Raw genomic sequence first — 23,198 nt, 5'->3', positions numbered from 1 at the left:
ATCGGCGTCGGCAGTTGCGCCGACGCAGCGCACCGTCCATGCGCGTCGCGACCGACGCCGCTAGTCCGCGTTGGGATCCAGCCCCAGCGACTGCGCGCCCAGCACGAACTCGGGCAAGGTTCGCGCGCCCATCTTCCGCATTGCGTGGCCGCGATGGATCTTCACGGTGATTTCGCTGAGTCCGAGCTCCGCGGCGATCTGCTTGTTCAGGAGGCCGCTCACGACGTATTTCATCACTTCGCGCTCGCGCGGCGTCAGCGTCTGGTAGCGGCGGCGCACGTCGGCAACGCGGCTCTCCGACTTGCGCCTTTTCTCGTCCTTCAGTAACGCATTCTGGACGACGTCCAGCATGTCCTGGTCGCGAAAGGGCTTGGAAAGGAAATCCAGCGCCCCGTTTTTCATCGCCTTCACCGACATCTCGACATCGCCATGAGCGGTGATGAAGATGATCGGCAACTGCACGTCGCCAGCGACGATCTGCTCCTGCAATGCCAGCCCGCTCTGTCCTTTGAGCCGAACGTCGAGAATCAGGCAACTCGGCACATCGGGCTTGTCGAAATCAAGGAACGCCTGCGCGGAGCCGAAGAGCTCCACACCCAGGCCGACCGATCGAAACAGCCGGCCGAGCGCTGTTCGCATGGAATCGTCATCGTCGACGACGTACACGACGGAGTGTGTTGCGATGAGATCGGGACCCTGGCTCATGGCTGAGTGATTCCTTCAAGCGGTAGAACGAACTGCATCAATGCCCCCTTGTTTTCCTGCGACTCGGCCCAGATGCGGCCGCCATGCCCCTCGACGATGGAACGGCAAATCGAGAGCCCCATGCCCATGCCCTCCTTCTTGGTGGTGAAGAAAGGCGTAAACAACGAATTGACGTCTTCGCTGCGAATGCCGGGGCCGGAATCCTCCACGCGCACCTGCACGTTTGCGCCGTCGACGAGCGCGGTCGACACGGTCAGGATGCGCTTGCCGTCAGCGACACCGCTCATCGCCTGGACGGCATTCATCAGCAGGTTGATGATGACTTGCTGCAACTGCACGCGATCCCCGCGGACCCAAAGAGACGGTTCACCGGCCCGCGCGACCTCGACGCCGTGACTCTGCAGCTCCCGACGCATGAGATCGACGGATTGCTCGACGATGGACGTCACGTCGACGAGCGCGTCGTCCCGGTCTCTTCGCTTGGCCATCGCCCGAATCTGCCGAATGATGTCCGTCGCCCGTCTCGCGTCGTCGGTGATCTGTTCGAAGGAATCGCGCACCTCGACGAGATCCGGCACGTCGTGGTCGAGCCAGCGCAACCCCGCCTCGCCGGACGTGACGATCGCCGCCAGCGGCTGAGTGACCTCATGCGCGATCGAAGCCGCCAGCTCCCCCAGCATCGTGACGCGCGTGACATGCGCCAGTTCCGAGCGCGATCGCTCGAGCGCCTGCTCGGCCTGCCGCCGCTCCTCGATGTCCGTGTTGACGCCGTACCAGCGCAGGATCCGGCCGTCTTCACCGCGCAATGGCGCGGCACCGACGATCATGCAACGATACTCGCCGCTGCCGAGCTGGACGCGCGCGGTGACCTCGAACGGGCTGCCGGAAGAAATCGCATCGTGCCACGCTGCGCGCAGCGTCTCGATGTCGTCGGGATGAACGATATCGCGCCATACATCCGTGCCGTCAATGGTCCGCACGCCGTAATCCGTCCAGCGCCGATTGAGATACAGCAGGCGCCCGTCTTCGTCCGTGCTCCACACCATCGCGGGAATCGCGTCGACGGTGGCCACGAGTTCCTCTTTCTGGCGGCGCAGCTCGGCTTCCAGCGATTTCGCCTGCGTGATGTCGCTATCGGTGGACAGGATCGCGATCGGCAGGCCCGACTTGTCACGTGACACGATCCACCGACTCGAAATCACGACGCGTTCGCCGTTCTTGCGAATGCGCGTCAGCTCGCCCTGCCAGTTGCCGTCCGCCACCGTCTTCTCGATCAGCTCCGCAATCGGCAATGCGGCGCCGGTGTGCGTCAACTCGTGGAACGCTTTGCCGAACGCTTCCGGTGCGCCCCATCCGTACAGGCGCTCCGCGCCCTTGCTCCAGAAGCGGATACGCCCGTCGAGCCCGTACACCACGATCGCATCGTGAGTCAGGTTGAGCAAGTCGACCTGGTTCTGCAGCGTCGCCCGGCTGCTCTGATTGCGCAATGCCAAAGCAGAGACGGTCACGATCGCAATGACGCTGACGATACAGCGCGCGAGAGAACTGACTGCGATCTGATCGCTCTGGGCGAGAAGGAATCCGAGGACCGTCAGGGATACGCAGGCCCACGCCACACCGACGGTGACCGTTTGAGACGCGACCGACGCGACCAGCAGGACCACGACGACATACAGCACGGCGACGGCGACGTCGACGGGCGCAAATGCGTCGACGAGGAATACCGCGAGGCCGAGCGCAATCGCTACCGCGTACACCGCGGGCTGACTGTTCCGGAGCTGCGTCTGGAGATTGGGCCCGAGCGCCGACGCACGCGCCGCCGCGAGTTCGGCCGGCGCTATGACCGGATCCAGGTATGCGCCGCGGCCATCGCCCGCCTGGCGATCGTTGTTCATAAAGTCACTCGGTAAAGACGGATTTCCGGATCACGTCCGATTGCGCTCCGAGCCGATATCCTCGAGGCGCTGCTTGATCTGCGCCGGATCCACCGGTTTGCTGAATACGCAGATCGCGCCAAGCTTCATCGCTTGCTCGCGGGTGGCTTCGGATGGAAAAGCTGTGATGAAGATCACGGGTGGGGCCGGCCCGCGCTCGAGAAGCGCCTCATACATCTCCAGCCCGGTGATGCCCTTCATCTGGACGTCCGAAATGATACACGCGACGTCCATGATCAGGTCGGCGTCAAGGAATTCCTCGCCGGACTCATAGACCCTGACTTCCCAGCCGAGCGAGCGAACGAGGCTTCGCGTGGCTCTGCGGATGGACCGGTCATCATCGACGATGGAAACAATACCTTGGTTGGGCATACGAGCGGTCCTTGACCTTCCATTCAGTAACAATTTCGAGAACGCGAACATTTCAGGTCGACGGCTCGACCGAATCGTATGCTGCCGGCATGCGGCGCGCAAACTATACTTCGGTTTAAGTATGGCCTCGGCGAGCACGCTCGCGCGCTGCCGGCACCGGCTACGCGGTCGGGGCCGCCGCCCCAAGGCGCTGCAAACCCGTCGGAATGAACGGCGCCTCCTTGCGGCCGTCGGCGACGCTCCAGTACGGTGCCGCGTCGCGCCCGCCGCCGATCGCGGGAGCGCTGTCGAAACTTGCGATCTCCAGATCGCGGAGCTGGGCCTGAATCCAGTCGATGAACGCCCGAATCGACATGGGCACCTGCCGCCGGTCCGGATACAGAACGGAAATCGGCAGCGGCGGCGGAGCATATTCGTCAAGGATGACGACGAGCGTTCCTTCGGCGAGTTCGTCCGCCACCATGCGCTCGCTCACCTGGGCGATGCCGACGCCCTCCACTGCATAGCGAACGGCGGAACGGACGTCATTGACGCAAATGCGCTCCGCCAGCCTGAGCCGCGATTCCGCGCCGTCGACGGTGTAGCGGAATTCCCGGGCCGGGCCGAAGCGCCGCGGGGTGTAATGGATGACGTCGTGACAATGCAGGCTGTCGGGGTCGGCCGGCGTGCCGCGAACGCGCAGATAGTCCGGGCTCGCGACGGTCACCACGTGAAAATTCCCGACGCGCCGGCTGCGCAGCGACGAATCGGCAAGCTGCCCGACGACGACTGCGCAGTCCACGCCGTTCGCGATCAGGCCGTCCGCATCCCCACCTACGTCCACGCGCAGGCCCACTTCCGGGTAAGTTGCGTGAAACGCCGGCACGAACGGCAAAACAGAATGTGCGACTTCCTGGTCGACGTCCACGGCCAACCGACCGCGCGCGATCTTCCCCGCGCCGCTGAGTTGCTGCTGCATGTGCTCGATCTCGCCGAGAATGCGCTGGCAGTGCTCCTGATACTGCGCGCCCTCGGTGGTCAGCCGAACACAGCGGGTCGAGCGCTGAAGCAACGTCACGCCGAGATGCTCCTCCAGTCTCCGGACTAGCGTGCTGGCCGACGCCGCGCTGATACCGAGCATCTCGGCCGCTGCAGTGAAACTGCCCAGTCGGGCGACGTGACTAAACACTGACATCGCGTGCAGGGTACGGTCCATGCTGTTCTCCGGAAATCGTTGCGGTAGAAGGATTAACCAGAAGTCTAGAGAACAGTCGGCCCCGGCAATATCACCTCGTGGGAGCTTAATCCTTATACGATGGTGTTACGAGGCGCACGGCTGACGCAGCGCGATGAAATCGTGGCCCGCTTGGGATTCCCGGGCCAAATGAAACAGGTCGGCGGCTCGGGTTCCGGCGATGCTACTGCCGCGCGGCCGGAGCCACGCGTTTTGCGACAGCGGAGTTTGAGCAGCCGATCGTGCCATGGTGATAAGGTTCCTTTTTATCTCATTATCATGCTGTTCGGCGATGTCTGCGAACAGCCACGCAGCGACACCGGGTGGCCGTTCTCGAGCCGGCCAAAAGGCCCTTTTGCGAACCGACGCTCGCTTCTCAGTTAGTCTCTACCCGACCGCTTAGGTACCGACTTGGAAGGTTTGACGGGCCGAGCGCAGGTAGAGACATCGACGACGCAGATTTCGGGATGCGGGCCCGCTGCCGATTCGCTTCGGATACGTACGGCCAAAGTGAGCAGCCGCTGTACCACCCCCTCAAAATTCAAGTAGGTGCCGTCGGGCAGTTCCCAGCCCTTTGGCCGCGGCTTCTGATGCACCAAGAGAAGGATGCCTTCGCGGCCATTTTGCGCGCGCAGATATTGCCCGCATAGCTGGCTGACCAGCGCTTCCTCAAGCTGCTGCATCGTCCAACTCTCCGCGACCTTGATTTCAGTGGCCACATTTGCATCGCTGGCCTTCGCTCTGAAACGCAGGTCTGGTTCCTTCTCACCTGCTACGCGCACTTCGCGCTCGATCGAATAGGCAGTTCCCTGCATTTGTCTTAACCGATCAGCCATCCAGTTCTGCACAGCGGCTTCGTCAGGCCGTGCACTCAAGGTCGTGCCCTGCTGGAAATCGCCATGGACAAGATCGTGTTGCAAGTCTTCTAAGCGCTGCATCGCCATAAGCTGCAGTTCGTGGCCAGTCACTGGCTGCCTCTCAAACTGCTGCTCATAGCGGAGCGGCTCATCCGCACGCCAGGCTGTCTGCTCCGCGTCATTGGCAGCCCGTTCTCGCGCTAGTGCGAGCAGACGTGATCGAGCCACCGGGAAATTGGGTTCATCCATCAAGCGAAGGATAGCGGCATAGGTGGCATGTCCCGGTGTGCTGACCAAAGCTGTGAATGCCGCTGAACGTGCATCTTGCGCATCGTCGCGTTCGTCTGGCGAAAACACGCCATTGTTCGTGCGGTCACGATCCTCTTCCACTCGCACTATGCGATACGCGAGCATGACCAGACGCTCCAGGGTTGCTACATCGAGATGCGCGTCCGGCGGTGCCGACCGCGACCAGCGCGAACCGAATATCTGGGGCAATACACGCTCGACGAGCACTGTCTTCTGAGCCTCGCCCAGCAGATCGAGCTTTGCCATCAATGTGTCCGTCGCACCTTGCACGTCGATCGCATATGCGGCTCCCAAGTATTGCGCACTGACTTGCGGGTCCGTTGAAGACTGGAACCTGTCAAGCACCAATGTGTAGAACGCCCGCTTTGTGTCTGCTGGCAAGCCGCGCTTGAGGATGAACAGAACTGGACGCAGCGCAACACAATTCAGATCAGATCGAGCCTGCAGTTCGCGCCACAGGGAGGGAGCCATCAGGCGAGTCAGGCTTTCATCGCTGCGGCTGATGGCCTCCACGATTTGATAATGTCCTGGTGGCGTGGGGTCGTCCAGGTTGCTTGTCGCCTCTTGCGCGAACACCTTCTCTACCGCGGCAGGCCAGACTGCAGCTAGCGCTGTGGTCCAATCGGGAAAACCGTTGAGTTCCAGCGTCGCGTATTCAGCGGCACGAATTGCTTGCTGCTCGGTCAGATGCAGCGCCCAATCTGCCCGTGCCGCCGCTTCAATCGAAACCCCGGCGATGCCCAGACAATCAATCGAGCTGATCAGGTTGCGTTCGCCGGGCGGACGCGCACTATGCAGTGTCGGTTTCCAGGCTCGCCAAATCTCGGCAAGCCCGGCGGTAAACGCTGCCGCGACTTCCTCTCCGGCCAGTTCTTTAATGGGCGCGACGCTGTCGATCGCGTAGCGCGAATTGCTGCTGGTGGCCTCACTAAGCAACTGCCAAAGGCTATAAATCCGGTTGTCAACGCCCTTCGGTGTGATGGGGTGCAGGTGATGCAGCTGCGCCGGATTTGCCTGCAGATCCGCGATGAAGTCGACCCACGACTGCTCCTGCTCAACCTGTCTGTGCTCGCTTTCCAGAATAGCCTCTGCCAACTCTTCTTCGCTCTTGATTTCTTCCGCCGACTTGATGCGTGGAGTCATCCATTCGATATAAGCTGCTTGCATTTCCGTGTCCGTTGCGGCGACGCCAGCAATGCGTGCCTTCAACGCCTCTGGCTCGCCAGCCGTGAGCCAGAGATTGAGCGCAGTGTTGATAGCCAGTTGCCGCTCAGTAGCGAGCGGCCGAGATGCACCGTCGGTCAAAAGCCAATCGATGTCGTCGAGCACCAGCCCAGGCGGCCAGCCAAGAAACTTCATTTGGAAAGAGTAGAGCAACGGGCGTCCCGACAGATTTTTGTGGTTGCCCAGTCGGTCGGCAGCTCGCCAGAAGACGGCACGACGGCGCTCCGGCGTACGATGCAACAGTTCGACCGCATCGGCCGCCTTGTTGATTTGCCGCTGCGTCATGTCCAGATGCCCATCACCGATACACAGCACTGCGTCGATCGCTGCGGTTGGCGATACATTGGATGGTGACAAATCCAGTAGACGCTGTGCTGCCACGCCGAGCGCCGTAGCGTACTGCTCATGCCTTGGCGATCTTTCGCCAATACCTACTTCCGGCTCCGCTTCTAGCTGTTGCAAGAGCCCTTCAATCAATCGAGTCAGGTCAGCCGCGCTCGTCAGCCGCTCGACGAGCTTTGCCCCGTCCCAATCGAATCTGAAGCCACCGCCCTCGGCGTCACCCAGGTGAATGACCGCCAGGATCTGCGGATTCAACCGGTCGATGCAACAGATTGATGGAACCGCTGGGCGGGTGTGTCAAAGTTTAGCGTCTTACGCGGACGCTCGTTGAGACGCCTCGCTACAGCGTCGAGTTGGGCTTGGGAATAGGCAGAGACGTCGGTGCCTTTCGGGAAGTACTGCCTCAGCAGTCCGTTCATGTTTTCATTCGAGCCGCGTTGCCACGGATTCTGCGGATCGCAGAAATAGACCTGGATCTTGGTCGCCACGGTAAAGCGTTTGTGATCAGCCATTTCCGTGCCCCTGTCCCAGGTCAGCGATTTATATAGTTCTCGAGGTAACTTGCTGGCGTGTCGTATCAGCGCGTTGACCACAGCCTCGGAATCCTTACCGGCTACTTTTACCAGCATCACGTATCGACTCTGACGTTCGACAAGAGTCGCAATCTGGCTGGTCGCGTTGCCAAACAGCAAGTCACCTTCCCAGTGCCCGGGTATCGCGCGATCCTCCGCCGTCGCGGGGCGTTCACTGATCGATACAGCGTCGCGAATGTTCGTGCGGTCTTCGGTTTTCAATGTGTGATGGCGAGACCGGCGCATCGCTCGAGAGCGTCGCAAGTGTTCAAGCAATTCCTTTTTCAGGGCACCGCGAGCTTGAATATAGAGGCTCCGATAGATCGTCTCGTGTGACACCAGATGGTCCTTGTTGACGGCATACGTATGCTTGAGCCAACCAGAAATCTGCTCAGGGGACCACTGCAGCTTCAGCTTTGCAGCGACAACTCGCGCCAGCGTCTGATTGCTCACTAATTTGCAAATCTTCGGGCGACGTGCCCGATCCCAGGCGAGCTCATCCGCCCGGCTCGCTCGATAACCTTGGCTGCCTCCGTTGCGCTGCAGCTCGCGGCTGATCGTGGAAGGAGCACGTCCCAGCTTGGCCGCGATAGACCGAATCGATAATCCGCTTACCAGGCAGCGAGAGATTTCCTCGCGTTCCGCGAGCGTCAATGTCTGCGGTGCGCGATGTCTTTGCGGTGGCTCGATGCCGCCGGCCTCTGACAGGATCCGCTGTATCGAAGAGTGGCCCCGATCGAACAGTTTGGCAATTTGATGAATCGTTTCACCTTTGCGCCAGCGGTCCCACATGAGTGCTTTCTGACTCTCAGAATAGTAGATCCTCGGCCTCTGCTTCATTTGCAACACCTCCACTGCTTGCGCAGATTCTAGTGTGTTGCATCGACCGGTTGAATCCGCATCGCCAGCAGGTCATCGACACCGAGCAGTCGCGGGAACAAGTCCTCGACGGCTTCCCGGACGACTGTTGGCGAGATTGATGCACACTGCATCTTGATGTATTCGGCATAGTCTCTGTGTGCGGCTTCACCACCAGCAGCAAGAAGAGCGCGACCGGCGGTGATGGCTGTGTAGAGATCTTGGTATCGGCCGAACGACGCGGCGACCGCCAGATCAACACAATCTTTGATCTTGCCCAACCAAATCAAGCGCAACACGAAGCGTCGAATTTCGTCGTGTTCCTTGTCCGCCGCCCAGATGCCGCGCAGCGTCGTCGCGATATCCGGCTGAGCAAATCGCGCAAGGCTACTCAGATCTAGTGTCCTGTTCCGCTGATTCGCGAGCAAAGTCGATGCAGCTTTTCGAGGATCGAATCGGCTGACGCGGTCCAGACGAAGGGTTTGCAGTTTTCGTTGTAGTGGGAGACGAATTGATCGATTCGCTTGACCAGTTGTTTGACCGAGCCGAACGAGCCTCTACGGATCGCTTTGTCGGTGATCAGCGCAAAGAAGCGTTCGACCTGGTTGAGCCACGAACTGTAGGTGGGAATGAAATGCATATGCCAGCGGGGGCGTGCCGCCAGCCACGCCTTGACCTTCGGATGCTTGTGACTGCCGTAGTTGTCGACGATGCAGTGCACGTCGAGTTCGGCTGGCACGGCCTTGTCGATTTCGCGCAGAAACGACAGGAATTCCTGATGTCGATGACGCGGCTTGCAGGTAGCGAGCACGGCGCCATTGAGCACATTCAGGGCGGCAAACAGCGTCGTGGTGCCATGACGGACGTAATCGTGAGTGACGCCTTCAACGTAGCCGAAACCCATCGGCAGCATGGGTTGCGTGCGCTCGAGCGCCTGACATTGGCTCTTCTCGTCCACGCACAGCACCAGAGCGTTCTCCGGCGGACTGAGGTACAAGCCGACCACATCGCGCAGTTTCTCGATGAAGAACTGATCGGTCGAGAGCTTGAAGCTTTCACTTCGGTGCGGCTGCAGACCCAGCAGTTTGAAGTAGCGGTGCACGCTCGTCGGCGAGATGGCGGTTTCGGCGGCAATCGTGCGCACGCTCCAGTGAGTGGATCCATCTGCCGGCTTCGTGTGCAGGGTCTTGTGAATCAGTTGGGCCAGCCGTTCGTCGTCGATGGTGCGTGGCTTGCCGGGACGTACTTCGTCGTAGAGTCCGTTGATTCGCTGCTCCAGAAACCGCAGACGCCACTTGCCCACCGTGGTACGTGTGAGTTGCAGGCGTTGCGCGATCGCGCTGTTGGGCTCGCCGTCAGCCGCCGCCAGCACGATGCGCGCCCGCGAGACCAGCGCAGCCGAAATCGAGCGAGAACGCGCTATCGATGTCAGTTGCGAACGCTCGTCTTCGCTCAGCACCAGTTCCGCCTTCGGTCGTCCCATCGCCATGCTGACGTCTCCCGTTCCGTTGACGTCAACATGCTACGTGAACATAGACCGGTTAACAACGGAACAGGACACTAGGTGTGGCACTTCTTCCTCCCGGCGCATCCGCTCCACCAGCGCCGTGAGCAATGTTTGCCGTGTTTCAAGAGAAAGGCTTGCCGGGTCTCCTGCGGTGAACAGCAGAAAGGGCGCGCGACGCACAACCTCCCTGGCGACGCTTTCGTCCCAGAGAGCAAGCCAAGCCGCCGTTTCCAACATCGAAGGCTTGACCAACTCGACTTCGTAGGTCCGTGAAAAAAGCAGATCATGCAGTCGGCGTTGCGGGAGGTTTGCACGCCGCAACCGCTGCAGCCAACGTGCCGCAAGATAGGCGCGCACCACGCCTTCGTTGTCGTTGTGCAATCTGGCGCGGCCGAAAGTCGCTGGGTCGAATGCCGGCCTCGTGAGCAGTTTCATCCGATCTTCGCTAGACCAGTCCGGAAGCACGTCGTCGATCTTGGCTACGCTTCCTTCGGTTTCGAGCCGGGTATCGTTATCCGGTATTGCGACGGTCGTCTGCCGTCCAAACACGAGGGCTGCACCGATCCGTTCTAGGCCCTGTTTAGCGCGCTCGGTGTCAAGGCTATCCCGGCGACCGCGTTCCGGGTCTGTTTCCTGGAGTCGTTCACGCAGGCCCACTTCCGTCATCACGGTGAAGCTGCCAAGGTGCCCGTGGCTGTCCCAGTAGCTCACGATCCAGTCTAGGTCTAGCGGCCGGCACGCGAATCCCCATAGGCTCGCAGCCTCGATAGCGTCCATTAGCCCTTCGAGGTTCGGGGCGTTTTTGGCTGCGGCATAAGTCCGTACCTGCTCGGTATCGAGCTGGGCCATCACCACGATGAGAGGCGTTTCAGCCGGCGTCGGTTCTGGGCGTTTTTCGCGGCGGAGGACGCGGCGGACCAGCGTTCCGAGCGGGGGAAGAGGATCGGCGGGGTTGTCGTGGGGCAGTGGCAGTTCGTCGTTCAGCCGCTGCGCATCGCGCGCGAATTCCCAATCAGTGTGCCGTCCGGACAGAACGATGTGGGCGCGGCTCTCTCCACCGGCAATCCCTTCAGCAATTTGTCGCAGCGCTCTTTCCAGGCGGATATTGTCGAGTTTCGCCTCATCAATGGAGTCAATGAAAAACCATCCCGGTTCATTGCTGTTGCGCCAATCATTTAACCGTTGCCGGTCGGCAGGCCGCAAAGCCTTATCGAGCCCGTCGCGACCAACATCTTGAACAGTCGCGTAGACAGCAAATCTGCCTGCAGCCGTCTGCTGGCGTGCTTGCTCGGACAGTTCCACGGTCTTGCCACTACCTGCCTCAGCTAGGATAACGACGCGGCGCTTAGCAATAAGCTCGGACCAACCCAGCAAGCCATTCGACAAGCCAGCCGCGGCCCGAAACCGTGAACGGGCGAGCGGATCTGTATTTTCTCGCCATTCATAAAACTGGCGATTCAGCGGGATGGCGGTCATTGGTATAGGTGCGCAGCGGCAGTAGGTCTCTGTTGAGGGCGATTGGCCACGGGAGGCGCCTCAGAGATTGCCAGCGCCGGGCGTTGGCTGGTCAGCTGGATACAGGATGGTGTCGGTGATGCGGCCGGCGACCCCGTCGAGGTCCGGGAACAACACACCGCGATTGATGCCGGCCCGCTGAAGCTGTCCCCGAATGATGCCGAATTTTTCGCCTGGAATACGAATATAGCGCAGCCGGTCGCGAAACTCAGGGTTGGTGTCGAGCGCGAAGTACTTCGTGTCGAGCCCACTCTGCTTGCCGCGATGCACTGTAAACCAGCCATCCTGGGCAGCGATACGGCGGGACACGTGCCGCGGCTTAAGCAAACGTGTTTGGCCGAGCCCGAGCGGATCTTTGCTCTCATCGGAGGAGATCAGATCGCCATGCGTAACGGGCAACATCCAGACCGCGCCCGGCAACACGCCGCGGCCCTCCTCGTTTTCACACGAGCGGTTCTCGCACGGTTTCTCGACGGCTGGCTTTTTCACGGCGAACCAAAGAGCCGACAATGCACTCCCCGACCAATCCAGCAAGCGGGTTGGCATCGCGTGGTGTTGCGCGATCGCGAGCCAGTCGGCATTCGTCAACTCCACGGTCGATTCGACGTGAGGCACGGCACGCTGCTTGAACTCGTCGAGCATGCGTTGCTCGGTGCCGGGCCGAAGCCGCATCTGGTACGGTGCGCGTCCAATGGAGGGCAGCAGCCGCCACGACTCGACTTCCTGACCGCGAAACAACGGGAAATCGAGATCCATCACGGGGACGCTGGCAAGCCAGTTGTCGACGTGTTGTAGAAAGCTCACGAGGTCCGTCGCTTCCCCGACACATTGGACATCGCGGAGATTGGGATCGAGACTGGATGAGGTGCTCATTGGTGAATCCTTTGTTCGTGGGTCAGGGTAACGGCCCGAAGGCTGCGCTTTCGATCATGTGGGGACGACATGGCATGACGCGCACATCGGTGCTCGGCACGCCGTAGTGTGCGCGCAAGATCGGCTCGTCGAGCTCCCCCAGATACGCGCGATACAACGCGAAGTGAGCGGGGGTCAGGCGGGTCAGCATCGTCAACCTCTCAGTTTCCGTCCGCGCCGACGCCAAATGTGGCATCGGGCAGGCCTATCGCATTGATCGGATCGATCCACTCCGGCGTGATCTCGCCAACCGCAATCCGATGCGCGGTCGGCAGAAACTCAATATCGCGTACCGTCACCCGATGGGAGGTGTCGCCGTCGACCGTGACAAGCATCCCGCAGGGGATCTCATCATCGAACACCATCGTCGAGCCGCCAACGGTAACGGTCCCGTTACCTGCGCCCGTCATGGCCGAAAACGTGAAGTAGACCGCGATTTTTGTCTGGAGCGCCCCCTTGACCCGCACCACCACTTTTCCGTCGCGGTGATCAATGGCTTCGCATTCGTCGAGCACCCCGTCCGTCGCGGGCCACCGGATCGCTTCAACATGGACGTCATAGGTCCAGGTAAAGTCGAACGCCGAGCGAACATCGAGCCCCACTCCGATTTGACGCGCGAAGGACCGACCGGCCGCCAGCAATGCCTGCGCCAGTTTCCCGTCCAGGCCCTCGACCAAAGTCTCAGCCAGCCGATCGGCGGCAAACTGCGCACTTTCGTCCTGAAACGCCGCCAGCGCCCCGCCCAAATTATTGGTCCAGAGCAGCCGCGGATGTGCCGTACAGAAGCGTTGCCAGTCAGCATCGGTGGACACCACCAGCACCGCCGTGTCGTGCTCGCCGGCCCAGTGTTCGAGCGCCAGCAGCGCCACCGCGTCGGGGAACTCGTGCTTCTTCTTGCTCGACTCCGCAAACGGCGGCTGCGCCGCAAAGTACCGGTCGAACAGGGTGCGCATGTCGACCCGCGCGGCGACGTCGAGCACCTCGGCGCGCGTGCCCGCCAACCAGCCTTCCATGCGCATCCTCGCTGCGAGCGCCGGCTCGTCCATCTGATACTCGATGACCCGCAGCTGCTCGAGCGCGTCACTCGACAGCAGCTGCGCCCGGGCCGCCATCCGCACCGAGCGCGCCAAGCCACTGCGTGCTTCGGCGGCATCGCGCTGCACATGCGCCTCCACCTCACGTCGCACCACGTCCGGCATCAGCACCTGGACTCGGTCGCTGCGATGGAACTGCTCGACACGGCGCAACAGCCCGCCCTCCAGATTACGTTGTTGCGCGTCGAACACCGAGGTGTCGAGTGCAATCGCGCCGAGCCGATTCGTGGCGATCAATTCGATGATGCGGGTATCCATCACGTGTTCCTGGCGAGTAGGTATGGGTTAGCGCGGCGCATCGATCGCGAGTATCGCGCGCAGGTTGGCCTTGGTCTGCACGAGCGCGCGTTGCTGCGCCTGCTTCTGGTCGACGAACTCGGCGGACATCTGCTCGCTGCCCCCGAGCTCGGCCACGGCATCAAGCAGCAGTTGGCGAATCGCCGCCAGGTGGCCACCCTCGTCTTGGGCGTCGCGCCGCAAATTTGCTCAGCAGGAAATGCTGCCAGGAGGGAAGCGTCTAAGCAGACTGGGCGTCAAAGATGTTGAATGTCGGCTGAGCCATGATGATTCACCGCCCCAATACAAGTGCACGCAGCTCAGATAGTTTCGAGCCTGCCTGATGACTCTTCGCGCGCCAAGTCACCGGAAACATATCCGTCATCCGCGCAGCATGCCCTTATACCCTTCTGCGTAGGCGATGTTAAAAAATCGAATGTTCGGTAAGCGTTGTTAGCCATTCCAACGATTTGACGCCGGCGAGCGAGTTACCGTTTGCATCAAGTCCGGGTGACCATACGCATACCGCCATCTCCCCCGGCAGTACCGCGACGATGCCGCCTCCCACACCACTTTTCGCCGGCAGACCAACTCGATAGACGAAGTCGCCCGCTGCATCATAAGTGCCACAGGTCAACATCAACGCGGACAAGCGCTTTGCAGAACTCGCATCGAGGACACGCTCCCCTGATACAGGGGCAATTCCCCCGTTGGCGAGAAAAAGCGTAGCCGTGGCAAGCTCGATGCAATTCATCTCGATAGCGCACTGACGACAGTAAGCATCGACGACGGTTTCAGGCGGCATCTCCATGTTGCCGAAGCTTGCCATGAAATGCGCCATCGCGCGGTTACGGTCGGCGTGCCGAAGTTCGGAGTCAGCAACACGCAGGTTATAGTCAAGATCGGAAACGCCAGTCAGTCTTCGCACGAACTGCACTAGGGCCGTTTCGGCGCCAACGAAGCGCCGACACAATACGTCGGTCACAACGAGCGCGCCTGCATTGATAAATGGATTACGTGGTACGCCGCGCTCGGTTTCAAGTTGGACGAGGGAGTTGAATGCGGTCCCCGATGGCTCCCGACCGACACGCTCCCAAAGTTCGTCACCGAGGAGTTGAAAAGCGAGCGTACACGCAAACAGCTTGGAGATACTCTGGATGGAGAAGCGCTCTCGCGCATCACCAACCGCAAATACACGACCGTCTAGCGTCACTATAGCCATGCCAAAACGGTGAGCGCTTACGTTGGCGAGTTCTGGGATATAGTCGGCGACCCGGCCAGCAGTACGCCAGGGAGCAATATCGCGATGAATCTGTTCGAGGATCGCCGGATAGTTCGGGTCAGTCATTACAGGGGGCTGAGCATCAACATGCAGGGACCGCGATAATAGCGCAACCGCTCCACGCCCGACCCTCCGAGGATTGACGACTTCTCTCCGTTGCATGTCAACAAATCGTGCCTCCAAGCGGCGATTGGATGCTTGCTATTGACTACTTCCCGTGATTTGGACCCAATATGGCTCACGGACCCCAATGAATAATTGGCTTCCCGCACTTATTGACGCTTGACAGGTCACCATAAGTTGAACAGCTCGAAAGCGAGCGCGGCAAGCCGCGCAATCCGTTCATCAATGCGGGCGCGCTGGTCGTCACCGACGTGCTGTGCCGCCGCTTCGTGAAGGCCGAGACGGCGCTCGTCGAATTCGTGCGGCGGCTGATCGGCGCGAACGACATCGACTACGATTCGCGCGTCGCGACGTCGGAGTTGCAGCATGCGGAGCGCAACCGCGCGATGGCGCATTTCATGGCGAGCTTCGGCAACATGCAGATGCCGCCTGATACGGTGATCGACGCGTATTGCCGGCAGTGTGCGATCGAGATGAATTGCGTCGAGCTGGCCAGCGCCGCGCTGTTTCTTGCGAACGGCGGTGTCGCGCCGGCGACAGGCGAGCGGATCGTCGATTCGAGTTCCGCGAAGCGGCTGTCGGCGCTGATGCTGACCTGCGGGACCTATGATGCGGCCGGTGATTTCGTGTATCGGGTGGGGCTGCCGGCGAAGAGCGGCGTCGGCGGCGGGATCGTCGCGGTGCTGCCGGGGGAGATGGCCGTGTGCGTGTGGGCGCCGGGGTTGGATGCGAACGGGAACTCGTTGGCGGGGACACTGGCGCTGGAGTGGTTGACGACTTATTCGGGAAGGTCGATTTTTTGAGGCGTCTCAGTGGCGCACCCGGTCGTCCGGACACCTCGAATGAACATCTTTGCTTGGCGCTACGACCACCCGCTACAAGGATCCAGCGTGATGCAGGTCAAGAACGGAAATCACGTCGCTTCGACCGGCCGTACCCGGCGCGGATTCTTCCGCCCCGTGACGGTCATGGCGGCATTGAGTTTGTGCCTCCCGTTTGGCGGCGCACATGGGCAGCCGGCAGACGCCCCGCCCAACAGCACGGGGGCGTCGCAGGTCGAATCTCGAACCGAGGCAAGCCTGACCGTCACGCAAGCGCTGCAAGGCATGCTGGCGCTGATACGGGTCAGCAATCAGGTTACCGACATGACGCCCGACGCGATGCACCGCAGCTTTGGCGTGCAGACCAAAGCGACCGCCAAAGACAGCTTCGGCTACGGCCAGCGCTTGCCTGGCAACTGGGCGTTCGGTATCGAAAGGTTCGTGGTCCCGGGAAGGGGGACACAGGTGGAACTGGGCTTCGATCCGATTCCCGGAATGCAGGCTGCGCCGCTGACGGCATGCGAGCCGAACTTCGCGCAATTCACGGCAGCACTGGAATCCTTGGGGTTCAATCATCGTACTCGGTACGGCGAACACGGCCGCCGGATCTCCGAGATCTTCTGGCGTCAGGAGATCTCTGTGGAGGTAGCCCCCTATAGAGCATTCAGCGATAACGGTGAGCCATTGGGTCCGGCTTGCGTAAGAACGGTACGGGTGCGATAGATCGCCGTCACCGCGCGATGCAATTACGGCAAGCGTATGGACGAAACGCCGTGATCCTCTGCTGTCAAACACGCAGGAAATCGCTCGACTCGTGGATACCCCGAACCCAATCCGGCGAAGATTTCGCGACGCGTGGGCACGCCGGCGCCGACGTGATTGACGACGTATCGAACGACCAATTTTCCGACATTTCGCAGCGATGACTGGAGAACGCAACGCATGAATCGGGACAACGCATCAGAAGTCACAACGTCAGCCCCCGCGCGCGCGGGCAGCAATTCCTCCTCGCCGATCCCGCCCATCGCGCCATCCAAAACCGCGCTGCTCGTCATGCATTACCAGACCGACATCCTCGGCCTCTTCCCGTCGGTCGCGCCTGAATTGCTCGCCAATACGCGCCGTCTCTGCGACGGGGCACGCGCTGCCGGCGTCGGCGTCTGGTTCGCGAATCTGAGGTTCAGCCCCGGCTATCGGGAGGTCAGCCCGCTCAACAAGAACGGCCAGGGCATCAAGCAACTCGGCCTGTTCATCGACGATGCCCCGTGCCCTGAACTCGCCAGGCGGCCCGACGAACCGCTGATCCTGGCCCACCGCGCGAGCGTATTCTTCGGCACCGATCTGCAGACGCGGCTCATCGCACAAGGTGTCGATACGCTGATCATGGTCGGCATCGCGTCGACCGGCGTGATGCTGTCGTCGATAGCCCACGCGAGCGACGCCGATTTCCGCCTCTACACGGTCAAGGATTGCTGCTACGACCCGGACCCGATCGTCCACGAGCATCTGTTCGCCACCGCGTTCGAATCGCGCACGACGGTGCTGTCGCTCGCGGATGCGCTGCGGCTGCTGGCATGACAACGGACTCGTCGCACCGCCGTTCGAAACCATGCATCCGACGGCGGGCCTACCGGGTCGCCGCCCCAATCCCCGCCAAAATCAGATCGATGCCGGCCAGGAACTGCGCACGCTCGTCGTGCGCGGCCAGTTGCTCGGCTACCTTGCGCACGAACGGATACTGCGCCGGTTCGAGCTGCGCCCACCGCTCGGCCACGACCGCGATGACCTCCGACTGCCCCGTCTCGCGCGGATGCAGCCGCGCACCCGCCGCGTACTGGCCGGCCAGCCCGAAGATGTAATGCATCAGCGCCGACGCCGCGTTGAATTGCGCGGGCTCGGGCACGCCCAGCGCCTGAAGCTGCCCGCCGACGCGCTCGAGGATCCGCAGCACCGCCTGCTGCCACGGCGCCCGGAACAACTGCGCACCCACCCACGGATGCATGCTGAACGCGTCGAACAGGCGCAGCGCGACACGCCGGAGCGCTTGCGCCGCATCGCCGTCACGCTGCGTCGGCACGTCCGTCAGCGCAGCCGCGATCACGTGATCCGCGGCCGCCGCGAGCAGATCGTGCTTGTCGGCGACGTGCCAGTAGATCGCGCCGCTTCCGGTCGCCAGATGTGCGGCGAGCGCGCGAAACGTCAGCGCACCCTCGCCGGCATGGTCGAGGATCCCGATCGCGGCCTCGACGATCCGGTCTTTCGACAGCGCGTCCGCGCGCCGCTCGGTCCGTTTGCTGGTTTTCATGCGCGCTAGCTTGACACATCTGGAACAGCGTTCCAATATCGCATCGATGGAACAACGTTCCACCAGTTTCCTGACGCATGCGCAATGCCGGCGCGTACCGCCCTCTCGATCCCACCGGGCTGCCTTGGCCCGAAACCGAGCCACCGATGAATCTGCCCGTTACCCATGATGTCGTGATTGCCGGAGCCGGCCCTGTCGGCCTGTTTCTCGCCTGCGAGCTGCGCCTCGCCGGTGCATCCGTGCTGGTGGTCGAGCAGGCGGACGATCCGGAATCCCCGCTGAAGCATCTCCCGTTCGGCATGCGCGGCCTGTCCGCGCCGACGATCGACGCGCTCTACCGCCGCGACCTGCTCGACGGCATCGCGCTGCCGGGCCGCGCCGCGGACACCGCGCACTGGATGCAGCAAGCGCGTCGTCCGGCCGGTCATTTCGCCGGCATCCAGTTCTTCCACGACGACATCGATGCGTCGCAGTGGCCGTACCATCTGCCCGGCCCGGCCGGCACGCACATGGCGACCGACATCGCGCGGATCGAATCCATGCTGACCGCCCGTGCGCACGCGACGGGCGTCGAGATTCGGCGCGGTCTTGCCGCCGAAGGCTTCGATCAGTCGGACGATGCGGTCACGCTGTACGCAGGCGGCGAGACATTCCACGCACGCTGGCTCGTCGGCTGCGACGGCGGCCGCAGCGCGGTCCGCAAGGCCGGCGGCTTCGCGTTCGCCGGCACCGACGCCGAATTCACCGGCTACTCGATCGAAGCCGAGTTCGCCGATCCGGGCGCGCTGCTGCCGGGCCGTCACTACACGCCGGCCGGCACGTACACGTACACGCCGCCCGGGACCGTCGCGCTCGTCGAGTTCGACGGCGGCACGTTCCACCGGAGCGGCCCGGTGACGCTCGAGCACGCGCAGGCCGTGCTGCGCCGCGTGTCCGGCGTCGGCGTCACGGTGACCGCGCTCCGGCTCGCCGCCACGTGGACCGATCGCGCGTACCAGGCATCGACGTACCGCGACGGCCGCGTGCTGCTCGCGGGCGATGCCGCGCACATCCACTCGCCGCTCGGCGGCCAGGGGCTCAATCTCGGGCTCGGCGATGCGATGAATCTCGGCTGGAAGCTGGCCGCGACGATCCGCGGCGACGCACCGGCCGGGCTGCTCGACAGCTACACGGACGAACGGCATCCGGTGGGCGCGCGCGTGCTCGACTGGTCGCGTGCGCAGGTCGCGCTGATGCGGCCCTCGCCGGGTTCGCGCGCGCTCGCGGCGATCATGCGCGATCTCGTCGACACGCGCGACGGCGCGACGTACTTCGCCGAACGCCTGTGGGGCGTGTCGCTCGCGTACGATCCCGGCAGCGGCCATCCGCTGGTGGGCCGTAGCGTTCCGGACTTCGAACTGGCCGACGGCACGCGGCTCGGCGAACACGTCAGGCACGGCAAGGGCGTGCTGCTGGACTTCGATGCGGATCGGCCGCTTCAGTCCGTGGCAGGCCGCTGGCGCGACCGCCTCGCCTATATCGCGAGCGACGCGAAGGAGCGGCTCGGATTGCGTGCGATGCTCGTGCGTCCGGACGGTTTCGTCGCGTGGGCCTGCGATGACGATGCGGACGTGGACATCGACGCCGCCACGCAGGCAGTCACGCGATGGTTCGGCGCGCCTTGCGCGGCACATTGAGCGCAGCCGCCCAACGCAGGAAGCGGATGTGTGTCGCCGAGCGCCAAACGTGCATGGGCGCCAGCAACGGCGCGCCCGACATCCTCGAATGCCCACCGCCCGCGACGTGCGCGATAGCGCGCACGCCGGCCGCGCCCCTCACTTCGCGATCAACACCCCCGACGTCGGGCACGTACCCTGCGTATTGCCGTCCGTCACGAGCGACGCGGCGCTCGGAAACTGCGCGGTCGCATTCGTCTTCACCGCGATCCATGCTTCGGTGAAGTAGCTCACGCCGTTCGTCTTCGTGCATTTCAGCGACACCGCGCTGCGCGTGTTGCTGCCGAATGCGCCCTCGAACGCCGACAGCAACTGGTTACGCGTGACCGTCTTGCCCGCGTTCGCCTGCAGGAATGCGTTGAACGACGTGTTGCCCAACCGGCTGATCATGCCCGACGCCTGGTTCCAGTACGCATCGGGCGTCGCCGAATTCGAACAGGTGCCGTGCTTGAACCACTCGTGCTTGTCGAGACACGATGCGACGCCAGGCATGTATGTCGACAGCGTATTGCGCGTTGCGCTGCTGATCGGGTACGCGTCCATGCTGCACCACTGGTGCGCGTTGTCGAGGTCGATGTCGTTCTGCGGCACGCCGCAGTAGAACGGCTGGTTCCCGTCGTAGCGGTTCGGCCACAGCCCGTGCAGCGACAGGCTCGTCGCCGCATACGAGCCGGCGAGGTTCGTGCATTCCGGTGTGTCGTGCGACGCGCAGAAGCCGGGCTCCCACGACGCGGCAAGCAACAGGTAGTCGTAGCTGGTCTGCGCGGCGGCGTGCAGTGAAACGGAAGCGACGGCGAGTGCGGCAGCGGCGCGGGCGAGCGTCTCGAGCATGGCGTGTTTCCTCGGAAAAGGCTTGCGGTCGCGGGATGCGCCGCAAGATTGTCGAATGTCTGCCCGCGATTGTTGCTGCCGCAACATGGCACGAATGTGAAGGTGCACGAAAGAATGCGCGGTTCGCTCAGGTGCCGAGCTGCGTGCACGCGCGCGCCGACGCTTCGGGGCCCTCGAGCGAGAGAATCTGCCACACGCCGACGCTGACGCGCCGGCGCGCCGCCATCGACGGATCGGCCAGCAACGCCTCGACACGCGGCGCGGCGTCGGGCGCCTTCTGCTTCAGCGCCGCGTGGTGCCGCGCCCGCGCCGCCGGCTCCGGTTCGTACACGTCGCACAGACGCACCATGCCGGCGAGGCCGGCCAGCGTATCGTCCTTGTCGATCGCGGCCGGCTCGACGGGCGCGAGCCCGTCGCGCTCCGCCGGCGGCAGCTTGTTGCGCGCGCCTTCGTCGATCGCCGTGGCGGAAGCCGGCGGCAGGCCGCCGATCGCCGCGACGATCCGGCTGCCCGCGGCGATCATGTCGCCCTGGCACGCGATCTTTTCGGCGGCCGCGACGTTCGAGCAGAACGACACCGACATCCGGTACACGTCGTTGCTCATGCGCGGCACTTCGTCCGTGTCTGCCTGCGCGAGGCCGGCACTCGCCAGCGACAGCCCTAGCACCAGCGTCAGCGCGGCGGGAGTCTGGATGCGCAACGCTCTCGTCTCGTTCATCGTTGTCGTCCGTGGGTTTTTATCGCGGGCAATCTCGCCGGGCCGCACGGTGGCGCCCCTTGTGATGCCGGGCCCTCATCCGGCGCCACGCGTTCACTTCATCGACGCCGCCTCCGATCCGCCGGGCGACAGCGCCGCACTGTCCTGCTCGCGCCACGCGCGGCGCGACGCCATGATCGCGCTCACCGCCGAGCGCGCGACCTTCCACCACGCGAACGGACGCGGATCGGCGAGCATGCTGAGCGCGCGCGCATAGTCGAGCGTGAGCCCCGGCGTCCACGCCATCGTCACCGCGCGCTTGCGGATCTGGGCGGCCACCCACAGCTCGGGCGTGAGCAGCAGCCGCACGAACGCGCCCCACCCGGCCCGCGCGCCCTTCAGCCGCCACACGGCGCCGTCGAGCGCGGCCTCGAGCGCATTCGACACGGTGCTCGAGCAGTTGCGGTGCGTGAGGTTGTACGTCGTGTTCTGCCGGTACGACGACCAGAACGCATCGAGCTTGGCCGGATCGTAGTTGCGGATACGCACGCGCACGGTCGACGGGCACCACGCTTTCGACTCGGTCGCGTAGTCGGGCTGGAACAGGCCGGGCACGTCGTTCTCGCGCGTTGCGCGCAGGATGCGCGTGAATTCGTCCGGAGAGCGATCGATTTCGACGCCCGGATACAGGCTGATGTAGATGCCCTCCGGCGATTCCAGCGCCGCATGCCCGGTCGAGATCACGCCGTTGACGTCCACCGCCGCGATATAGCGGTCGATCAGCGGATAGCGCTGCGCCTCGGCCTTCGACGTGCCGGTCGGTGTCCATACGTGCACGGTGAGCGCCCGCTCGCCGTCGGCCGGCGGGCCGTCCCATTCGGATTGCGCGAACTGCGGCAGGCCCTGCGCATCGTCGAGATCCGGCGCGAGCGCCGGCGCGGGCGACGTCGCGAACGCCGGGTTGCGCGTCAGCCGCCGCACGCGTGCGGCGAGGCTCAGCAGGTGCATGCCGCCGAACATCAGCAGCAGGCCCAGGCAGTACGGCACGGTGCCCGCGTAGTGCGTCGGGTACGGCTGGAAGAAGAAGATTGCCAGCAGGATCTCGACGACGCCCCACGAGAACGCAACGTGCCAGCGGCGATAGCGCACCATCCATGCGGACGTGCACTGCAGCAGCCCGTCGACGAGAAACAGCGTGCCGAAGATCATCGACAGCAGGAAATGGCCGTGATGATGGCCGGCAAACACGAGCCCCGCGGCCACGACGACCGCGATGCCCTTCACGTAGCGCAGGATGCGCTGCCCGCCGACCCCGCTGCCGGCCACCGCGAGCGTCGCGAGCCCTTCGATCAGGAACAGCCACGCGAACAGCTCGATCGGGAAATGCAGCGCGCCGTCGAGCGCGTCGACGAAAATGCCGACGCCCGCGACGACCCACAGCCAGCCGAGCACGGTCAACCCGCGCCAGCGGGTTCGCAGATATTCGATGCCCAGCAGCAGCAACACCAGTCGTACCATCGCGCCCTCGTATCTTTTTCGGGACACGCGCGGCCTCGCGCGCCCTGTCGTGTCGACCGCGCGTCGGGCGACGCGCCGGCCGGAAGGCGGTCATCGTTGCCGGCGCATCATGTCGTCGACATGATCGCTGGTAGCCGGCACGCGCCGCTCTGGCCGAATAATAAGATATGGCGGGATAGGTTGAAAGCGTCGCGGAAACGTTGTCGATGGCGCGGA

At 63.1% G+C, this 23,198-nt stretch carries 21 protein-coding genes and 1 pseudogene; 4 read left to right on the top strand and 18 right to left on the bottom strand.

Annotation, left to right across the window (positions count from 1 at the left end):
• Positions 1 to 60 precede the first annotated feature (60 nt).
• From JYG37_RS28535 to JYG37_RS28470, 14 genes are all read right to left on the bottom strand, one after another.
• Entirely contained in the window at positions 61 to 705 is a 645-nt protein-coding gene (locus JYG37_RS28535) for a response regulator transcription factor (protein ID WP_050012419.1), read from the bottom strand.
• On the bottom strand, positions 702 to 2,600 hold the full coding sequence (locus JYG37_RS28530; protein ID WP_050012418.1) for a PAS domain-containing sensor histidine kinase: 1,899 nt from the start codon (positions 2,598 to 2,600) through the stop codon (positions 702 to 704). The genes JYG37_RS28535 and JYG37_RS28530 overlap by 4 nt, the downstream gene beginning before the upstream one ends.
• 30 nt (positions 2,601 to 2,630) lie before the next feature.
• Positions 2,631 to 3,011, bottom strand: coding sequence for a response regulator transcription factor (locus tag JYG37_RS28525; RefSeq protein ID WP_050012417.1), 381 nt, complete (start codon positions 3,009 to 3,011; stop codon positions 2,631 to 2,633).
• Between the two features lie 160 nt (positions 3,012 to 3,171).
• On the bottom strand, positions 3,172 to 4,206 hold the full coding sequence (locus JYG37_RS28520; protein WP_050012416.1) for a LysR family transcriptional regulator: 1,035 nt from the start codon (positions 4,204 to 4,206) through the stop codon (positions 3,172 to 3,174).
• A 398-nt stretch (positions 4,207 to 4,604) separates the two neighbouring features.
• Entirely contained in the window at positions 4,605 to 7,211 is a 2,607-nt protein-coding gene (locus tag JYG37_RS28515; protein ID WP_213346267.1) for a hypothetical protein, read from the bottom strand.
• A complete protein-coding gene (locus JYG37_RS28510) occupies positions 7,208 to 8,368 on the bottom strand; it encodes an IS30 family transposase (protein WP_124632026.1) in 1,161 nt (386 codons plus the stop codon). The genes JYG37_RS28515 and JYG37_RS28510 overlap by 4 nt, the downstream gene beginning before the upstream one ends.
• A gap of 29 nt (positions 8,369 to 8,397) precedes the next feature.
• The gene (locus JYG37_RS28505; RefSeq protein WP_213346266.1) at positions 8,398 to 8,814 is read right to left on the bottom strand and encodes a hypothetical protein; all 417 of its coding nucleotides are present in this window, start codon (positions 8,812 to 8,814) and stop codon (positions 8,398 to 8,400) included.
• A complete protein-coding gene (locus JYG37_RS28500; protein ID WP_176017029.1) occupies positions 8,784 to 9,875 on the bottom strand; it encodes an IS630 family transposase in 1,092 nt (363 codons plus the stop codon). The genes JYG37_RS28505 and JYG37_RS28500 overlap by 31 nt, the downstream gene beginning before the upstream one ends.
• A gap of 33 nt (positions 9,876 to 9,908) precedes the next feature.
• Positions 9,909 to 11,369, bottom strand: coding sequence for a hypothetical protein (locus tag JYG37_RS28495; protein ID WP_213346264.1), 1,461 nt, complete (start codon positions 11,367 to 11,369; stop codon positions 9,909 to 9,911).
• A gap of 60 nt (positions 11,370 to 11,429) precedes the next feature.
• Positions 11,430 to 12,281: an FRG domain-containing protein gene (locus tag JYG37_RS28490; protein ID WP_050012414.1), complete on the bottom strand. Its 852-nt coding sequence runs from the start codon at positions 12,279 to 12,281 to the stop codon at positions 11,430 to 11,432.
• A 22-nt stretch (positions 12,282 to 12,303) separates the two neighbouring features.
• On the bottom strand, positions 12,304 to 12,471 hold the full coding sequence (locus JYG37_RS28485; RefSeq protein ID WP_162484452.1) for a hypothetical protein: 168 nt from the start codon (positions 12,469 to 12,471) through the stop codon (positions 12,304 to 12,306).
• A gap of 10 nt (positions 12,472 to 12,481) precedes the next feature.
• Complete coding sequence (locus JYG37_RS28480) at positions 12,482 to 13,672, bottom strand: PIN domain-containing protein (RefSeq protein WP_050012412.1); 1,191 nt, start codon at positions 13,670 to 13,672, stop codon at positions 12,482 to 12,484.
• A gap of 27 nt (positions 13,673 to 13,699) precedes the next feature.
• On the bottom strand, positions 13,700 to 13,894 hold the full coding sequence (locus JYG37_RS28475) for a hypothetical protein (RefSeq protein WP_050012411.1): 195 nt from the start codon (positions 13,892 to 13,894) through the stop codon (positions 13,700 to 13,702).
• 220 nt (positions 13,895 to 14,114) lie between these two features.
• The gene (locus tag JYG37_RS28470) at positions 14,115 to 15,038 is read right to left on the bottom strand and encodes a glutaminase (RefSeq protein WP_060734314.1); all 924 of its coding nucleotides are present in this window, start codon (positions 15,036 to 15,038) and stop codon (positions 14,115 to 14,117) included.
• 239 nt (positions 15,039 to 15,277) lie between these two features.
• Between JYG37_RS28470 and glsA the strand changes: the two are divergent.
• From glsA to JYG37_RS28455, 3 genes and pseudogenes are all read left to right on the top strand, one after another.
• Positions 15,278 to 15,898: pseudogene (glsA, locus tag JYG37_RS28465) on the top strand (glutaminase A); the annotation flags it as partial.
• A gap of 39 nt (positions 15,899 to 15,937) precedes the next feature.
• Positions 15,938 to 16,639: a hypothetical protein gene (locus JYG37_RS28460; RefSeq protein ID WP_239468990.1), complete on the top strand. Its 702-nt coding sequence runs from the start codon at positions 15,938 to 15,940 to the stop codon at positions 16,637 to 16,639.
• A gap of 219 nt (positions 16,640 to 16,858) precedes the next feature.
• Positions 16,859 to 17,494, top strand: coding sequence for a cysteine hydrolase family protein (locus tag JYG37_RS28455; protein ID WP_213346263.1), 636 nt, complete (start codon positions 16,859 to 16,861; stop codon positions 17,492 to 17,494).
• Positions 17,495 to 17,543: 49 nt separating this feature from the next.
• Here JYG37_RS28455 and JYG37_RS28450 read toward each other — a convergent pair whose 3' ends face one another.
• Entirely contained in the window at positions 17,544 to 18,221 is a 678-nt protein-coding gene (locus JYG37_RS28450) for a TetR/AcrR family transcriptional regulator (protein ID WP_213346262.1), read from the bottom strand.
• A 146-nt stretch (positions 18,222 to 18,367) separates the two neighbouring features.
• On the opposite strand from JYG37_RS28450, the gene JYG37_RS28445 reads away from it, so the two are divergent.
• Positions 18,368 to 19,897 (top strand): FAD-dependent monooxygenase, encoded by a 1,530-nt coding sequence (locus JYG37_RS28445; RefSeq protein ID WP_213346261.1) that lies wholly within the window; start codon positions 18,368 to 18,370, stop codon positions 19,895 to 19,897.
• A 138-nt stretch (positions 19,898 to 20,035) separates the two neighbouring features.
• Here JYG37_RS28445 and JYG37_RS28440 read toward each other — a convergent pair whose 3' ends face one another.
• From JYG37_RS28440 to JYG37_RS28430, 3 genes are all read right to left on the bottom strand, one after another.
• Positions 20,036 to 20,767, bottom strand: a complete 732-nt coding sequence (locus JYG37_RS28440; protein WP_050012407.1) for a ribonuclease T2 — start codon at positions 20,765 to 20,767, stop codon at positions 20,036 to 20,038.
• Between the two features lie 127 nt (positions 20,768 to 20,894).
• Positions 20,895 to 21,485, bottom strand: a complete 591-nt coding sequence (locus JYG37_RS28435) for a hypothetical protein (RefSeq protein WP_050012406.1) — start codon at positions 21,483 to 21,485, stop codon at positions 20,895 to 20,897.
• 93 nt (positions 21,486 to 21,578) lie between these two features.
• Positions 21,579 to 22,982: an HdeD family acid-resistance protein gene (locus JYG37_RS28430; RefSeq protein WP_050012405.1), complete on the bottom strand. Its 1,404-nt coding sequence runs from the start codon at positions 22,980 to 22,982 to the stop codon at positions 21,579 to 21,581.
• Positions 22,983 to 23,198 lie beyond the last annotated feature (216 nt).

Origin of the sequence: Burkholderia sp. LAS2 (assembly GCF_018417615.1) — a bacterium.
Classification (GTDB): domain Bacteria; phylum Pseudomonadota; class Gammaproteobacteria; order Burkholderiales; family Burkholderiaceae; genus Burkholderia; species Burkholderia sola.
The sequence above is the reverse complement of the archived record's forward strand: the minus strand, read 5'-3'. Positions and strand labels throughout refer to the sequence as shown.

What these genes read in the sequence shown, in the direction of transcription:
- JYG37_RS28450 (WP_213346262.1), bottom strand. Translation starts at nt 18,221, where the DNA reads ATGAAAACCAGCAAACGGACCGAGCGGCGCGCGGACGCGCTGTCGAAA.
- JYG37_RS28435 (WP_050012406.1), bottom strand. Translation starts at nt 21,485, where the DNA reads ATGAACGAGACGAGAGCGTTGCGCATCCAGACTCCCGCCGCGCTGACG.
- JYG37_RS28500 (WP_176017029.1), bottom strand. Translation starts at nt 9,875, where the DNA reads ATGGCGATGGGACGACCGAAGGCGGAACTGGTGCTGAGCGAAGACGAG.
- JYG37_RS28460 (WP_239468990.1), top strand. Translation starts at nt 15,938, where the DNA reads ATGAACATCTTTGCTTGGCGCTACGACCACCCGCTACAAGGATCCAGC.
- JYG37_RS28440 (WP_050012407.1), bottom strand. Translation starts at nt 20,767, where the DNA reads ATGCTCGAGACGCTCGCCCGCGCCGCTGCCGCACTCGCCGTCGCTTCC.
- JYG37_RS28535 (WP_050012419.1), bottom strand. Translation starts at nt 705, where the DNA reads ATGAGCCAGGGTCCCGATCTCATCGCAACACACTCCGTCGTGTACGTC.
- JYG37_RS28495 (WP_213346264.1), bottom strand. Translation starts at nt 11,369, where the DNA reads ATGACCGCCATCCCGCTGAATCGCCAGTTTTATGAATGGCGAGAAAAT.
- JYG37_RS28480 (WP_050012412.1), bottom strand. Translation starts at nt 13,672, where the DNA reads ATGGATACCCGCATCATCGAATTGATCGCCACGAATCGGCTCGGCGCG.
- JYG37_RS28490 (WP_050012414.1), bottom strand. Translation starts at nt 12,281, where the DNA reads ATGAGCACCTCATCCAGTCTCGATCCCAATCTCCGCGATGTCCAATGT.
- JYG37_RS28485 (WP_162484452.1), bottom strand. Translation starts at nt 12,471, where the DNA reads ATGCTGACCCGCCTGACCCCCGCTCACTTCGCGTTGTATCGCGCGTAT.
- JYG37_RS28530 (WP_050012418.1), bottom strand. Translation starts at nt 2,600, where the DNA reads ATGAACAACGATCGCCAGGCGGGCGATGGCCGCGGCGCATACCTGGAT.
- JYG37_RS28430 (WP_050012405.1), bottom strand. Translation starts at nt 22,982, where the DNA reads ATGGTACGACTGGTGTTGCTGCTGCTGGGCATCGAATATCTGCGAACC.
- JYG37_RS28445 (WP_213346261.1), top strand. Translation starts at nt 18,368, where the DNA reads ATGAATCTGCCCGTTACCCATGATGTCGTGATTGCCGGAGCCGGCCCT.
- JYG37_RS28520 (WP_050012416.1), bottom strand. Translation starts at nt 4,206, where the DNA reads ATGGACCGTACCCTGCACGCGATGTCAGTGTTTAGTCACGTCGCCCGA.
- JYG37_RS28525 (WP_050012417.1), bottom strand. Translation starts at nt 3,011, where the DNA reads ATGCCCAACCAAGGTATTGTTTCCATCGTCGATGATGACCGGTCCATC.
- JYG37_RS28470 (WP_060734314.1), bottom strand. Translation starts at nt 15,038, where the DNA reads ATGACTGACCCGAACTATCCGGCGATCCTCGAACAGATTCATCGCGAT.
- JYG37_RS28510 (WP_124632026.1), bottom strand. Translation starts at nt 8,368, where the DNA reads ATGAAGCAGAGGCCGAGGATCTACTATTCTGAGAGTCAGAAAGCACTC.
- JYG37_RS28455 (WP_213346263.1), top strand. Translation starts at nt 16,859, where the DNA reads ATGAATCGGGACAACGCATCAGAAGTCACAACGTCAGCCCCCGCGCGC.